Genomic DNA, 13,548 nt, shown 5'->3' with positions numbered 1-13,548 from the left:
GAGGAATCCGTGAGTTTATCTGTTTTACCATCCCTATTATTCTTACTATTGGGCCTGGTTTATACATCGGCTACCCTGATGCTTCCCGAAGCATCTGTGGGCAGAGCTTTTGAACCTAAAATATTTCCATTGATGCTGGGAATTATATTAATATCAATGTCCATCTCCCTGCTGATCAGGGAATTGAAAGAACAAAAAGAGACCGAAAAAAAAGAGCCCTCTGATGTTCCTTTCTTCAAAGAAGCCGGTTTTAAAAAGATTGGACTTACCTGTCTGGCATCCATTGTTTATGCTCTGCTTTTTGATAAAGCCGGTTATGTTATCAGTACAATAATATTCCTTGAACTTGAACTGCTTCTGTTCAATGGAGCCAAAAACTGGAAAATAAATACAGCTGTTGCAGTTCTGTTCAGCCTGTTTATATATATCGTCTTTTCCAAACTTCTGGGTGTCTACCTTCCACTGACACCGGGAATCTGGGTTTAAAGGAATACACTATGGAAACATTATCATTTCTATTAGACGGATTTATGGTTGCGCTGACACCTGCCAATCTTATGTGGGTTACAATCGGTGGTCTGCTGGGTACCATAATCGGCATGCTTCCAGGGCTGGGGCCTGCTACAGGTGTAGCCGTTCTACTTCCCCTGACCTTTTCAATGGGCCCTACTGCAGCTCTTATTACTATGGGTGGTGTTTATTACGGAGCAATGTACGGAGGCTCAAGGGCATCCATTCTTATAAACACACCTGGTGACGGAGCAGCTGTTGCTGCGACATTCGACGGTTACCCGATGACTCAACAGGGGCGAGCCGAATCAGCCCTTGCCATATCAGCTATAGCATCTTTTATCGGCGGTATCTTCGCAACAATATGTATGGTAGCTGTTGCTATACCTGTAGCACATTTTGCCCTGAAATTCGGTCCTGCAGAGTACTTCATGCTGTTCCTTTTTGCATTGTCTGCCACCGCTTCCATGACTGAAGGGAACAGACTTCGCGGTTTTATCGCCACAATACTGGGTCTTATGATTGCCACCATCGGAATTGATGGACAATCAGGTGTAAGCCGCTTTACTATGGGAATCCTGGAGTTGCAGAGTGGGATCGATTTTCTGATTGTAATCATCGCTGTATATGCTTTGGGAGAAGTATTTAAAAGCTTTAAAAACATTGATTCCGGTAAAGCCATGGTTCAGAAAAACTTTGGTAAAATATGGATAAGCCGCGTAGAATGGAAACGTTGTGTATGGCCCATATTAAGATCGGCACCTCTTGGTTTCTTTGTAGGAGCTCTTCCCGGAGCCGGCGGTACCATGGCGTCTCTCATGTCCTATAACAATGAGAAACAGCTGTCAAAAAATCCGGAAGAGTTTGGAAAAGGAGCTATTGAAGGACTTGCAGCTCCGGAATCTGCTAATAATGCAGCATCTGTAGGAGCCATGATTCCGATGCTGACTCTGGGAATTCCCGGATCAGGAACAACAGCTGTTATGATGGGAGCTCTTCTTCTTCTTGGATTACAGCCCGGTCCCATGCTCTTTCAACAACAACCCTTAATTGTCTGGGGTCTGATTGCAAGTATGTTCATCGGAAACATCATCCTTGCGGTTATGAATATTCCCCTGGCGGGACTTCTTGTACGGGTACTATCTGTACCTCCAAAGATTCTCTATCCAATTGTTCTGGGTCTTTCATTTGTAGGAGCCTATGCTATCAGCTACAGCGTTATGGACTTTTACCTGCTCGTAGGATTCGGTCTGCTTGGATACTTTATGAGCAAGAGTAAGTTTCCTTCCACTCCAATGATTCTGGCTGTAATTGTAGGTAATAATATGGAACAGTCATTCAGAAGAGCGTACAAGATTGCCGATGGTGATATTGGAATTTTCTTCGGCTCACCCATCTGTCTGATTCTTTTTGCCCTGACAGTCATCTCGATTGTTTATCCAATGATCAAGAGTCTGAGAAACAGAGTAAAAACAGCAACCGCTTAATAATATTTTCCATGCCGGAGATTCTGTATCTCCGGCATTTTTAATTATTACTAATTTAATCATAAGTAAATCCATATAATATATTGATAAAAAAATATCTACATTGTTATTTACAGATAATGAATCCGTGATATTATCCATAAATATGAGCATCATCAGTGAATACTTGAACGTAATACGTAAAAAACTGTCTTCAAACTTCGATTTTTCAGAAAACTATTCAATAGACTCTTTAAATTTCGATTTCCTTGCTTCATTTAATGCAATAAATACAAAATTTGCTGTCCTGAAAGAGATAAAGATCTATGGATTTGAAACTAATGAGTATTTTTTGTTGAAAACAGGTCTTTCAGATACAAAAGAGTCCTTATTAAACGAAATAGATATCATAAAAGCTCATATAAGAGATATAGCACAACCCCATAGTGAACATATGTCCTCTCAAATACTCCTTGTTCATATTCTTGAGGAAGAAATACCCGAAGAAATTGCCAAAATTGCGCGCAGGACTAAATTTCAGAAGGGCTTTGCCTTCGGATTTAAAGGCTGGGCTGACCTGGGACTGGTTGTCATCTCCCTGAAATCAAACAGGGTAGTTACACATAAAAAATTTATTAAAACAGCTTCTTTTTTTACACCGGAAAAGACTGTTTAGGAGAAATCTATGAATTCAATTCTCATCGTACTGGTGTCAATTGCCCTTTTCTTCGCTGCCTACGTCTTCTATGCCGGATGGCTATGCAAGAAGTGGGGTGTAGACACAAAAAGAGAGACCCCGGCTCATACCAAAGAAGACGGCGTAGACTATGTCCCCGCTTCCAAGGGTGTTGTCCTGGGTCATCATTTTGCTTCAATTGCAGGCGCCGGACCCATTACAGGTCCAATAGCTGCAGCCTTCTTCGGCTGGATACCTGTATTGCTTTGGATCATCATCGGATCTATCTTCTTCGGAGGTGTTCATGACTTTGGCGCTCTCATGGCATCTATCCGTCATGATGGGAAAACCATTGGTGAAATTATTGAAAAGAATATCGGAAAAAAAGGTAAAAAGCTCTTTGCTATCTTCGCATGGCTCACTCTTATCCTTGTTGTAGCAGCCTTCCTGAACATAGTTGCCAGCACCTTTGCTTCCACACCCGAAGCAGCAACAGCATCTGTTCTTTTCATAGGAATTGCCATTTTATTCGGCTTTTTTGTTTATAGAAGAGGAATGAATCTGGTACTCAGTACTGTAATCGGGGTTGCTCTCCTGGGTCTCTGTATCAAACTGGGAATGATGTTTCCCCTGGTCCTCTCTGCGAAGGTCTGGATGTGGCTGCTTCTGGCATATATCTTTATTGCCTCTGTGACACCTGTCTGGATTCTCCTTCAGCCCCGTGATTATCTTAACTCGTTCCTCTTATATGCCATGATTATCGGAGCCGTTGTAGGACTGATTTTTGCCAATCCCACCATAAACCCCGAGTTTGTTCCCGCATTTGCCGGTTTTAAGGTTAAGGGTGCATTTATGTTCCCCATCCTTTTTGTAACAGTTGCCTGTGGAGCCATCTCCGGTTTTCACTCACTCGTAGGATCCGGAACCTCTTCCAAGATGGTAGACAAAGAAGGTGATGCTAAACTCATCGGTTACGGCGGTATGCTGATAGAGGGTGTTCTGGCGGTTATTTCACTTGTAGCCATCGGCGCTGTAGGTATGCAGAAAGGCGGAGCAATCCCCACCTTCTCCATCGGAGTAGGAACCTTTATGAATGCCTTCGGACTTCCCATGGAAGTTGGTGTTCCCTTTATTGCTCTGGCGATTTCGGCTTTCGCACTGACAAGTCTGGACACAGCAACAAGACTGGCCCGTTTTGTATTCCAGGAATTCTTTAGCATGGCTGCTGATGAGAAAGAAAATAAAGTCGCAAAAACACTTTCAAATAAGTATGTTGCCACTATTCTTTCTGTAGCTGTCGGCGGTTTTCTGGGATTCTCCGACTGGAGAGTAATCTGGCCTATTTTCGGATCTGCGAACCAGCTGCTCTCAGCACTGGCTCTACTGGCCATCGCTGCCTGGCTTGCCAATGAAGGAAAAGAGAACAGGATGGTAAAAATTCCTATGATTTTCATGTTCCTTGTTACCCTGACTGCACTTGTTTTTGTAGCTCAGGCTAACATTGTCGCAGGAAACTACATCCTTGTTTTCTTTGCGGTAGTTCTGTTTGTTCTTGCTATTGTCCTTATTAAAGAGTCTTACAAGATTCTTTTCGGTTCTAAAAAACCTGCAGTGGTAACAGCATAATTATCAACTGCGTTCAACAGGACCGCTCCACCCGGGGCGGTTTTTTTAACTGCCGCCTCCGAAAACTGAGAGATCCTCTGTAAGTTTAAGTGCTGTATTTTTATTTGCCTCAGAAATCTCTTTGACAGCCCCGGAGATTTCAAGCACCCTATTTTTCTGGTGGTTCTGCTCTTTCATAGCATCGGCGATTTTGGAGGAACTTGATGTCAAACTCTCCATTGCTGCTTTAATCCCCTCAGAACAGCGTTCCTGCTCGTCACTGATACTGTTCAGCAGAGCTGTAGAATCGATAAGGACTCTTACTGAGTCCAGGACATCCCTTGCCCCTATCCGCTGTTCCTTCATAGACTGAGCAATGGATTTACTCAAATCAGAACTCATCCGGGCATTGGCCGTGGCCTTTTCAAATGATTCTCTGGAACGAGTCATAAGCTTTACGGCCCGTCCGACCTGTTCTGTCATTCCCTGGATACTCTTACCTACACCCTTTGCGCTGATGGCACTGCTTTCTGCTAGATTCCGTACTTCTGCGGCAACAACGGCAAACCCCCGGCCCGAATCACCGGCATGGGCCGCTTCAATGGCTGCATTCATGGCCAGGAGATTAATCTGAGAAGCAATCTTTGCTATGGATGAAACAAATTCCTGCAGAAGGAAAGAACTCTTTTCTATATCCTTAATGGCTGTCATAGATTCTCCTGCTGCGTTCTGCCCCTCTTTGGAGATGGAATATAGTTCTGCTGAAAGAAGATCCGCCTGTTCTGTATTCAGGGCAACTGAATCAATATTGGCAGAGATCTCTTCAATGGATGCAGAACTCTGATTTACCAGATCCGTCTGTTTTATGACCTCTTCCGAAACTTTCTTAACAGAACTCAGAATATCAGATACTGAATCTTCTACATGACCCATATCCTTTCGGCTGCGGCTGATAGATTCCCCCACCTGCTCCAGAGACTGGCTCATGGATCTGGTAGCATCCTCCATATTGGATGAACTCTCTTTGAGGGAATGGGCGTTGGCACTCAATGAAGAGGCATTTTCACCGGTATTGTTTATCAGAATTCCCAGATGAGAGATGAAGCGGTTTATTTTATCCGCAACAAATCCAAATTCATCTGCAGAATAAAGAATCAGCCTGTCTTCCAGATTTTTACGGCCTTCCGCAAGATCCCCTACTGTTTCGATGAGAGCTTTGATTTTGCTCCTCTGTTCAGAAAGGGAGAGAAGATTGGCAATGATGATGATTATAAAGCAGAGAATCATGGGAAATATCAGTCCACTGATAAATTCCAGATTCACATGGTTTGCAAATTTGATCCTGTTCTCCATATCCATTGGAAAAGGTAGAGCAGAGCTGCCGGTCTTTGACGCATCAAAGACTGCCCCGGAGAGAGAGCTGACATAACCGATAGCACCGGAGAAACCGAGCGCCAGAATGAAAAAGATACTGGCAAATGTGTGAAGGAGATTCTTCGCCATAAAATTCTGCTGATGAGGGGCTTCCTCAAAATCATGGGTTTCCAGTATTTTCCAGACTGGAAGAAAGAGAGTATTGCTTATGGATATTCCCATAATACAGGCCATCAGACCGATAGAGCCGTTATAGATGATTGTGAGAATGAATATAAGACTGTCCAACTCCCTACCGGCCAGCATAACAGCAATCAGATTGTTGGCTATGGGCCAGGCAATAAATCCGGCAGCATTTACAATTATAAGAATTTTCGGGACCTGCCCAATGGCATGGATGATGGAATGACGAGACTCTTCATCGACAATATTCTCTGGCTGGTATAAATATTTAAGGGGCTTGAGATTCCGCCCCATAACCAGGACGGAGACTGCAAGCAGAGTAAAAACCCCTGCCCAGAAGATATATGGTTTATTGGAAAAGTAAGAGAGGTCACGCAGGACATAGATCCCGTGATAAACCCACCCGGCTCCTCCCATTGCTCCTGAAAGCAGCAGAGTACCGCATATTATCTTAATACGTAAATACTTCATTTCCGAACCTACCTGATTTGAATCCTAATGAATAAGAAATCAAATTGTCCAATAATTTGTCCGGAAAGATTATTATTTAAGTAATATGTTTATACGGGTGCTACAGTTTTCCCGTAGACTTCGTTGAGAACCTGAGCCAGTCCGGCATAAATGGCAGACAGACCGCAGAAAATACCCTCAAAGCCAGTGAGATGTTTGATAAATGTATTTCCTGTGATATCTCCCAGGGCCAGCATAAAGAAAAGAAGAGTCAGAGATCCGAAAACAACCTGAAGAGATCTGCTCAGCTTGAGTGTTCCCAGAAAAAGGACTCCGGTGAAGATACCCCACATAATCAGGTAGGCAGCCATAGCAGAATTGGAGGGCGCTTCCATCAGTCCGGTTTCAGGCATGACCTTGATTGTTACAAGGGATAGCCAGAAGAATCCATAGGATGTGAAGGCTGTTGTTCCAAAGGTATTTCCCTTTTTCCATTCCATAATTCCTGCGATTACCTGAGCCAGTCCGCCATAGAAAATTCCCATAGCCAGGATCATTGAACCCAGTCCGAAAAATCCGGCATTGTGGAGATTCAGCAGAACTGTGGTCATCCCGAAACCCATGAGTCCCAGAGGAGCCGGGTTGGCGCTCAGATCTTTTCTTGTTGCAATAAGATGCAGATTATCTGTGTTGAGTGAAGATTTATTCATATTATTCCTGTTGGAGATTATTTATCAGAGACACAGAGTGCACCTGCTGTTCAGAGTCAGGAAATAATATACAAGAATCAATTTGAGAGAAAGTACCTGCCCCCTCTTTTTAATTTTTTTTAAGATCGAGAGATGTGATATATGGTGGAATCCTCTTCGGGGATCCTTATAATCAAAGAAAGGAGATCAAAATGAAACATAAGTCCTTTCTTTTATTAGTAATTCTTTGTTTTATAGGCGGCACTCTTTTTGCAGCCGGAGCTCAGGAAGAAGCAGCTCCCCAGCTGGAAATGAGCAAGGGTCCTGTTCTTGTGGCATCCAAAATTGATACCGAAGGTGCCCTTCTGGGTAATCTAATCAAACTCGTTCTTGAAGAAAATGGATTTGAGGTTGTAGATAAAATTTCTTTCGGACCTACCGATGTTGTCCGTAGAGCCATTATAAGCGGTGAAATTGATATCTATCCCGACTATACGGGTAACGGAGCCTTTTTCTTCAACCAGGCTGATTCCGACATATGGAAAGACAGAGAAAAAGGATATAAAGAAGTCGCAAAACTGGATTTCGAAGCTAACAAAATTGTATGGCTGACTCCGGCTCCCGCCAACAACACCTGGGCTATATGTGTCAGGAAAGATCTGGCAGATGCGGAAGGCCTGAAAACACTTGAAGACCTCGCAGACTATGTAAACAGAGGTGGAGAACTCAAACTGGCAGGTTCCGAGGAGTTTGCTTCCAGACCCGATTCACTCCCCGCATTCGAAGCAGCCTATGGATTCAAACTGGAGAAGAGTCAGCTCCTTATTCTATCCGGGGGAAATACTTCACAGACAGAACAGGCAGCCGCAAGAAAGACTGAAGGCGTTAATGCCGCCATGGCCTATGGAACCGACGGACAGCTCTCGGCATTGGGACTGGTGGTTCTGGAAGATTCCATGAATGTTCAGCCCGTATACGAACCGGCTCCTCTTGTTCGCTCTGAGGTTTTCATGAAATACCCTGAAATTGAATCCCTGCTGAAACCCGTATTTGAATCACTCAGCCTTGAAACACTTCAGACTCTCAACTCCTCTATTGCCGTTGAGGGGAAGAATACAGCAGATGTGGCTGCAGAATACCTGAAAGAAAAAGGATTTATTAAGTAGAAATCCATGAAGTTTTTCTTCAAACCTGAATCAGGAAAAGCCGCTTATCCCGGTATTTTCACCGGGATTGCGGCTTTATTTATGAATTTTATCATTCTCAAGGAAAACAGAGTTGTCGAGGGAACAGGGTATTCTCTATTCAGCAGTACTCCTTTCTGGCTCCCCGTTGCAATTCTGCTTCTCATTGCCGCCGTTCTCCTGAACAGCTTCCTTAAGCTCTCTCCAGGAAAGCAGATAATCAATTATATTGCGGGCTGTCTGATTCTCTCTCTGACATTGACGGCACTGGTGCTCAGTGCTTTCGTGCTGGCAATTGACCAATATGCATATGGCCGTATCAGTATGTCAGGAGGAGCCTGGATGCTTTTCCTTTCATCCTATCTGCTGATGAACAGTGGAAAAAGGGAGAATATACCCTCATTATTAAAGCTCCTTCCCTGGTTAATCATAACTGCTTTTGCACTCAGCGGAACAATGAAAGACCTGGGAATCTTTAAAGAATTCGGCAATGAGAAAAAACGCTTTTATGAAGAACTGGGCAGACACCTTTATCTATCCCTTCGATCAGTCTTTCAGGCTCTGATAATCGGCATCCCCCTGGGGATTCTTGCATGGAAAAGAGAAAAGTCCCGGGCTTCAGTTTTTGCTATTATTAATTCGCTCCAGACGATTCCATCCCTTGCCCTGTTTGGAATTCTTATTCCTCCTCTGGCCTGGCTCTCATTCCGTTTCCCCGAACTTAGAGAGCTTGGTTTCAAGGGAGTCGGTCAGACTCCGGCAATAATAGCCCTCACTCTATATGCTCTGCTGCCGGTTACAAGAAATACGTTCACAAGCCTGAGTATTATTGAAAACAGACTGCTTGATGCCGGGCGTGGTATGGGTATGACCACCTCCCAGCTTTTCTGGAAGGTGGAACTTCCCATCGGTCTTCCCATCATCCTGGGAGGAGTGAGAATCGCTCTTGTACAGACTACAGGAAATACAACTGTAGCCGCTCTTATCGGAGCAGGAGGCCTTGGTTTTTTCGTATTTCGCGGGCTTGAGCAGGCTGCCCCTGATCTGATTCTAATGGGGGTTATCCCGATTATTCTCCTGGTAATCCTACTTGATAAGGTAGTAGGTCTTCTTATAAAACTGCTGACACCCAAAGGACTGGAGCTTCTATATGATTCAATGTGACAATATAAGCAAATGGTATGGTGAACAGAAAGCTCTAGACTCCCTCACCATGACAATTCCCGAAGGAGAAACCAGTATTCTTCTCGGTCCATCGGGATGCGGAAAATCAACAACCCTCCGCCTGATTAACAAGCTGATTATTCCTGAAGAGGGAAATATCTCAATCGACGGCAAAAATATCAGGGATATCAGATCTGTGGATCTGAGACGAAGCATGGGTTATGTTATCCAGAGTATAGCCCTACTGCCCCACATGACTGTGGAAGAGAATATATCCCTGGTTCCAACCCTGCTCAAATGGGATGAAAAGCGGAAAGAGTCTAGATGTCTAGAACTTCTGGATATGATTGGACTGAATGCAGAGCTGTATAGAAAGAAATACCCCTCACAGCTATCCGGAGGAGAAGCACAGAGGATCGCCGTAGCCCGTGCACTTGCCGCAGACCCGCCCTTCCTTTTGATGGATGAACCCTTCGGTGCTGTGGATCCCCTCAACAGAGAGTCTCTGCAGAACGAGTTTATTGAGATTCAGAGAAAACTCAAAAAGACTGTAGTCTTTGTCACACACGACCTTGAAGAAGCGGTGCGTCTGGGGGATAAAATATTTGTATTGAAAGAGGGCGTACTACAGCAGAACGGCAGCCCTGCAGAAATTCTGGGACAGCCCTCTAATGACTTTGTACGGGATTTTGTAGGACCGGATAGAAGCTTGAAGCTACTCAATTACTATCTTGCGGGAAACTTTATGCAGCCCATTCCAATCGAATCTGCTGGCGCCTGGCAAAATGCTCCCGTTCTTGATACCGGGGACAACCTGAAAACTGCACTCTCCATTATGCTGGAAATGAGTATCGATAATATTTTTGTAGAAAATAGAAAAAATGGTGAAAAAGGGATACTGGCAAGACAAACCATTGAAGAACTAAGCAATCTCCATCGAAAATCGGGAGAAAAAAGTGAGTAGAAAATGGCTGAAAACGGCAGGATATCTTCTCCTGGCTATGTTCTTTCTCTCATTCATCCTCATTCCTGATTTTGCAGAGGCCCTGCTGAATGTACTGTTTCCATCAGAAATTGACCGTCTTTACTCAAGAGCACCCCTTTCAGAGCTGCTTCTGGAACATTTCCTGGTTGTACTGATATCCGAATCCCTTGCTGTTGTTCTTGGATGTACTCTTGGTATTTTTGTGACCAGGCGGGGAGGAAAAGATTACCTCCCCATGGTTCAGTCTCTTGCATCCATGGCGCAGACCTTCCCGCCCACAGCGGTTCTGGCATTGGCAATCCCTCTGGCGGGTTTCGGATTCAAACCCGTAGTTCTGGCATTGTTTGTCTACAGCTGCTTTCCCATCATCAGCAATACTGTCAGCGGACTTAACTCTCTGTCCCGTGATCTTGTAGATGCTTCCCGGGGACTGGGTATGACAGAATGGCAGATTCTATTGAAAACAGAGCTTCCTCTGGCAGCTCCTGTAATAGTGGCAGGAGTAAGAACGAGCACAATCATCAACATCGGCACAGCCACCATAGGAGCCGTTGCAGGGGCCGGAGGCCTGGGAACCGTACTGATGGCCGGTCTGATACACGATAACGGGGCATATATTTTTACAGGAGCTCTCTGCGCCGCACTTCTTGCCTTCTTTACAGATAAAGCATTTGCTCTTCTGGACTCCCGTTTCCGAAGGCTTGACTAACCTCCTGCCGGTCAATATTACCGAAAAACCACAGTCTGGGGTTGTCTAATCTCTCTGTAAATAAGAATTTAAGTGCTTGGTACGACTCTTGCATAATTATTATTAGATCCATTGGTTTTGGACAAAATAAAAACCTGAGCTATAATAAAGCCTGGTAGGAATAGGAGATAAAAATGAAAATTTACAGATCACACGACGGTTTATTTCTAGGAGTCTGCAAGGGACTGGAAGAATCCCTTGGAATCCCTGCCAGATATTCAAGGCTGATATTTATTATTCTGGCAATTATTTTCAAAGCATGGATAATCCTGGCAATCTATCTGCTGGCGGCAATCCTTATGCCTATCCGCTCCGGAGAGGACTGGAAAATACAGGATAATTTTGAAACACTCAGCAGGGATGCCAGACGCTGGAGCCGGAAAGAATATGATGATATCCGTGAAATGCTCAGACGGAGCGAAAGCAGCTCGGCAGAGAGTGATATTAAGGATCCCGATGAAAAGGAGACTGAACCCGAGGCTGAACCGAAGACACCGCCCAGGGCATCACCCAAAAAAGCAAAAACGACTGCAAAAACTACTGCAAAAAGCTCTTCAAAGACAACTTCCAAATCTACAAAAAAAGTTGATAAGGATGAAAGCGGAGAGGCTTGAAGTCTTTATCAGTTGGTAAATAAATCAAAAAGATTTCCTAAAGCGCTGGTTTCCGCTTTATAAAGTTCTGTAAAGCGGCAGCGGCTGCAGGAGACTGTTGTAAACTTTTTATTCTGTACATCAAAAACCTTTGAGAATCCACCTCCTGTGGCGGCAAACTGATCTGTTTCATAACTTGTATTCCCGCACTTGGGGCAGCGCCAGTTATTCTGCATCTTTCTCCTCCTTTTAGATAGCTATGCTATAATATATCTGATTACACCATTCTTCGGGAGGTCTAATGCATATTCTGGAATTTTCACAATAATTCTGGCCATAACAACCTTTATCACCTATCTAAATGAAAGATTTCTGAAAATATCTCCTACAATTGCCGCTTTATTAATCTCTTTATTTTTCTCCATAATATTTTTACCGGGACATCAGATTATCCCCATCTTTGGAGAAGCCGTTCTATTTACATCAGTTCTGGGGAGCATTGAGGGGAGGCCTGGGATTTGCTCTTGCATTGTCGATTCCAATATCACACCAGCGACACATTATTGTTCTGGGAACCTATATTATTGTTATTTTTTCTATCATTGTTCAGGGACTGAGTATTGGGAAAGTTTCAGGTAAATATCTGGTAAAAAAACAAACCGTAAACAGTTGATCTCATAAATCCTTTATGAGCAATAGATTACCAATGGCGGCAGACTTAACGATCTAGTCAATCCATGATACAATACTTGACTCAACAATATTCAAGGAGCCTTGTATTGAAAGTAAAATACATCAACAATCCCGAGAACCTACCACAGGACACTCCTTCTTCAGCCATTGAAACGGCGGGAAAAGTTACGGGAACATATCAGTTCAGAACCAACAGCTACTATCAATCCCTGATTAATTGGGACGATCCTGATGATCCTATTGCCAGGTTGATAATGCCAGAGGCATCAGAGTTAAATGAATGGGGCCGTCTCGATCCTTCTGGAGAACACAACTACACAATCCTCCCGGGATTGGAGCATAAATATAACTCCACTGCCCTGATGCTGGTCAGCAATGTCTGCGGAGGAATCTGCCGATACTGCTTTAGAAAAAGAGTCTTTATGAAAGGGCAGGATGCGGTACTCCATGATATAGAGGGAGCTGTCAGCTACATCAGAGAACATAAGGAAATCACCAATGTCCTCCTCACAGGAGGAGACCCATTGATGCTGGGAACCAATAAACTGAGAGAATATCTTGAAGCACTGATAGATATTGATCATATAAAAATTATCCGGCTCGGTTCCAAGATGCCCGCATTTAACCCCTTTAGAATCATTGAGGATGATGGGCTCAGAGATCTTCTGAAGGAAGTAAACTCCAGGGGAAAACAGATCTATATCATGACTCACTTCAACCACGTAAAAGAGCTCAGCAGAGAAGCAAAAGAAGGTATCCGTCTCCTGAGAGAAACGGGTGCGGAACTTGCCAATCAGACTCCCATCATCAGAGGAGTAAACTGTACCCCGGAAGCTCTGGGGGATCTGTTCAGGGAACTCTCATTTCTTGGTGTTCCTCCCTACTATATTTTCCAGTGCCGTCCGGCTTCTGGAAATTCCGACTATGCAGTTCCTATTGAAGAAGGATATGGTATATTTGAAAAAGCCAGAGTACAGGTTTCAGGACTGGCAAAAAGAGCCCGCTTTGTAATGTCCCATATGACAGGAAAAATTGAAGTTGTCGGTATGGATCAGGAAAAAATCTATATGAAATTTCATCGTGCAGCCAATGATGCGGACAGTGGAACCTTTATGGTCCTGAAACGAAATCCAAAAGCATTCTGGCTGGATGATTACGATGAGATTCATGTAAAAAACCCTCTGGACAGTATCTACCATTCCTATGGTCCGGAATAAAAATAGATTTG

General features: G+C 44.0%; 14 protein-coding genes. 11 read left to right on the top strand and 3 right to left on the bottom strand.

The genetic code is table 11. The annotated features are described in order from the left end of the window. The first annotated feature begins 9 nt into the window (after window positions 1–9). The 4 genes from DV872_RS06660 (at window position 10) to DV872_RS06645 (ending at window position 4,278) form a co-directional block, all read left to right on the top strand. The gene (locus tag DV872_RS06660) at window positions 10–486 is read left to right on the top strand and encodes a tripartite tricarboxylate transporter TctB family protein (protein ID WP_147283113.1); all 477 of its coding nucleotides are present in this window, start codon (window positions 10–12) and stop codon (window positions 484–486) included. An 11-nt stretch (window positions 487–497) separates the two neighbouring features. Further along, window positions 498–1,997 (top strand): tripartite tricarboxylate transporter permease, encoded by a 1,500-nt coding sequence (locus tag DV872_RS06655; protein WP_114629075.1) that lies wholly within the window; start codon window positions 498–500, stop codon window positions 1,995–1,997. Between the two features lie 145 nt (window positions 1,998–2,142). Next, window positions 2,143–2,652, top strand: a complete 510-nt coding sequence (locus DV872_RS06650) for a hypothetical protein (RefSeq protein WP_114629074.1) — start codon at window positions 2,143–2,145, stop codon at window positions 2,650–2,652. A 9-nt stretch (window positions 2,653–2,661) separates the two neighbouring features. Further along, entirely contained in the window at window positions 2,662–4,278 is a 1,617-nt protein-coding gene (locus DV872_RS06645; protein WP_114629073.1) for a carbon starvation protein A, read from the top strand. A gap of 45 nt (window positions 4,279–4,323) precedes the next feature. On the opposite strand, the gene DV872_RS06640 is transcribed toward DV872_RS06645, so the two are convergent. Together DV872_RS06640 and DV872_RS06635 are read right to left on the bottom strand one after the other, a co-directional pair. Next, a complete protein-coding gene (locus tag DV872_RS06640; RefSeq protein WP_114629072.1) occupies window positions 4,324–6,285 on the bottom strand; it encodes a methyl-accepting chemotaxis protein in 1,962 nt (653 codons plus the stop codon). A gap of 89 nt (window positions 6,286–6,374) precedes the next feature. After that, the gene (locus DV872_RS06635) at window positions 6,375–6,974 is read right to left on the bottom strand and encodes a GPR1/FUN34/YaaH family transporter (protein ID WP_114629071.1); all 600 of its coding nucleotides are present in this window, start codon (window positions 6,972–6,974) and stop codon (window positions 6,375–6,377) included. Between the two features lie 191 nt (window positions 6,975–7,165). Between DV872_RS06635 and DV872_RS06630 the strand changes: the two genes are divergently transcribed. The 5 genes from DV872_RS06630 (at window position 7,166) to DV872_RS06610 (ending at window position 11,648) form a co-directional block, all read left to right on the top strand. Next, complete coding sequence (locus DV872_RS06630; RefSeq protein ID WP_114629070.1) at window positions 7,166–8,119, top strand: ABC transporter substrate-binding protein; 954 nt, start codon at window positions 7,166–7,168, stop codon at window positions 8,117–8,119. A gap of 6 nt (window positions 8,120–8,125) precedes the next feature. Next, window positions 8,126–9,301: an ABC transporter permease gene (locus tag DV872_RS06625; RefSeq protein WP_114629069.1), complete on the top strand. Its 1,176-nt coding sequence runs from the start codon at window positions 8,126–8,128 to the stop codon at window positions 9,299–9,301. Next, window positions 9,288–10,265, top strand: coding sequence for an ABC transporter ATP-binding protein (locus DV872_RS06620; RefSeq protein WP_114629068.1), 978 nt, complete (start codon window positions 9,288–9,290; stop codon window positions 10,263–10,265). The genes DV872_RS06625 and DV872_RS06620 overlap by 14 nt, the downstream gene beginning before the upstream one ends. Continuing rightward, window positions 10,258–10,995 (top strand): ABC transporter permease, encoded by a 738-nt coding sequence (locus DV872_RS06615; protein WP_199563441.1) that lies wholly within the window; start codon window positions 10,258–10,260, stop codon window positions 10,993–10,995. The genes DV872_RS06620 and DV872_RS06615 overlap by 8 nt, the downstream gene beginning before the upstream one ends. Window positions 10,996–11,168: 173 nt before the next feature. Further along, window positions 11,169–11,648 (top strand): PspC domain-containing protein, encoded by a 480-nt coding sequence (locus DV872_RS06610; RefSeq protein WP_114629067.1) that lies wholly within the window; start codon window positions 11,169–11,171, stop codon window positions 11,646–11,648. A gap of 8 nt (window positions 11,649–11,656) precedes the next feature. Here the strand turns inward: DV872_RS06610 and DV872_RS06605 are convergent, their stop codons facing one another. Further along, window positions 11,657–11,863: a zinc ribbon domain-containing protein gene (locus DV872_RS06605; protein WP_114629066.1), complete on the bottom strand. Its 207-nt coding sequence runs from the start codon at window positions 11,861–11,863 to the stop codon at window positions 11,657–11,659. Window positions 11,864–12,087: 224 nt separating this feature from the next. On the opposite strand from DV872_RS06605, the gene DV872_RS26370 reads away from it, so the two are divergent. After that, complete coding sequence (locus DV872_RS26370) at window positions 12,088–12,300, top strand: hypothetical protein (protein WP_147283112.1); 213 nt, start codon at window positions 12,088–12,090, stop codon at window positions 12,298–12,300. A gap of 106 nt (window positions 12,301–12,406) precedes the next feature. Next, window positions 12,407–13,537, top strand: coding sequence for a KamA family radical SAM protein (locus tag DV872_RS06600; protein ID WP_114629065.1), 1,131 nt, complete (start codon window positions 12,407–12,409; stop codon window positions 13,535–13,537). Window positions 13,538–13,548 lie beyond the last annotated feature (11 nt).

The sequence above is a fragment of the Oceanispirochaeta sp. M1 genome, assembly GCF_003346715.1.
Classification (GTDB): Bacteria; Spirochaetota; Spirochaetia; order DSM-2461; family DSM-2461; genus Oceanispirochaeta.
The sequence above is the reverse complement of the archived record's forward strand: the minus strand, read 5'-3'. Positions and strand labels throughout refer to the sequence as shown.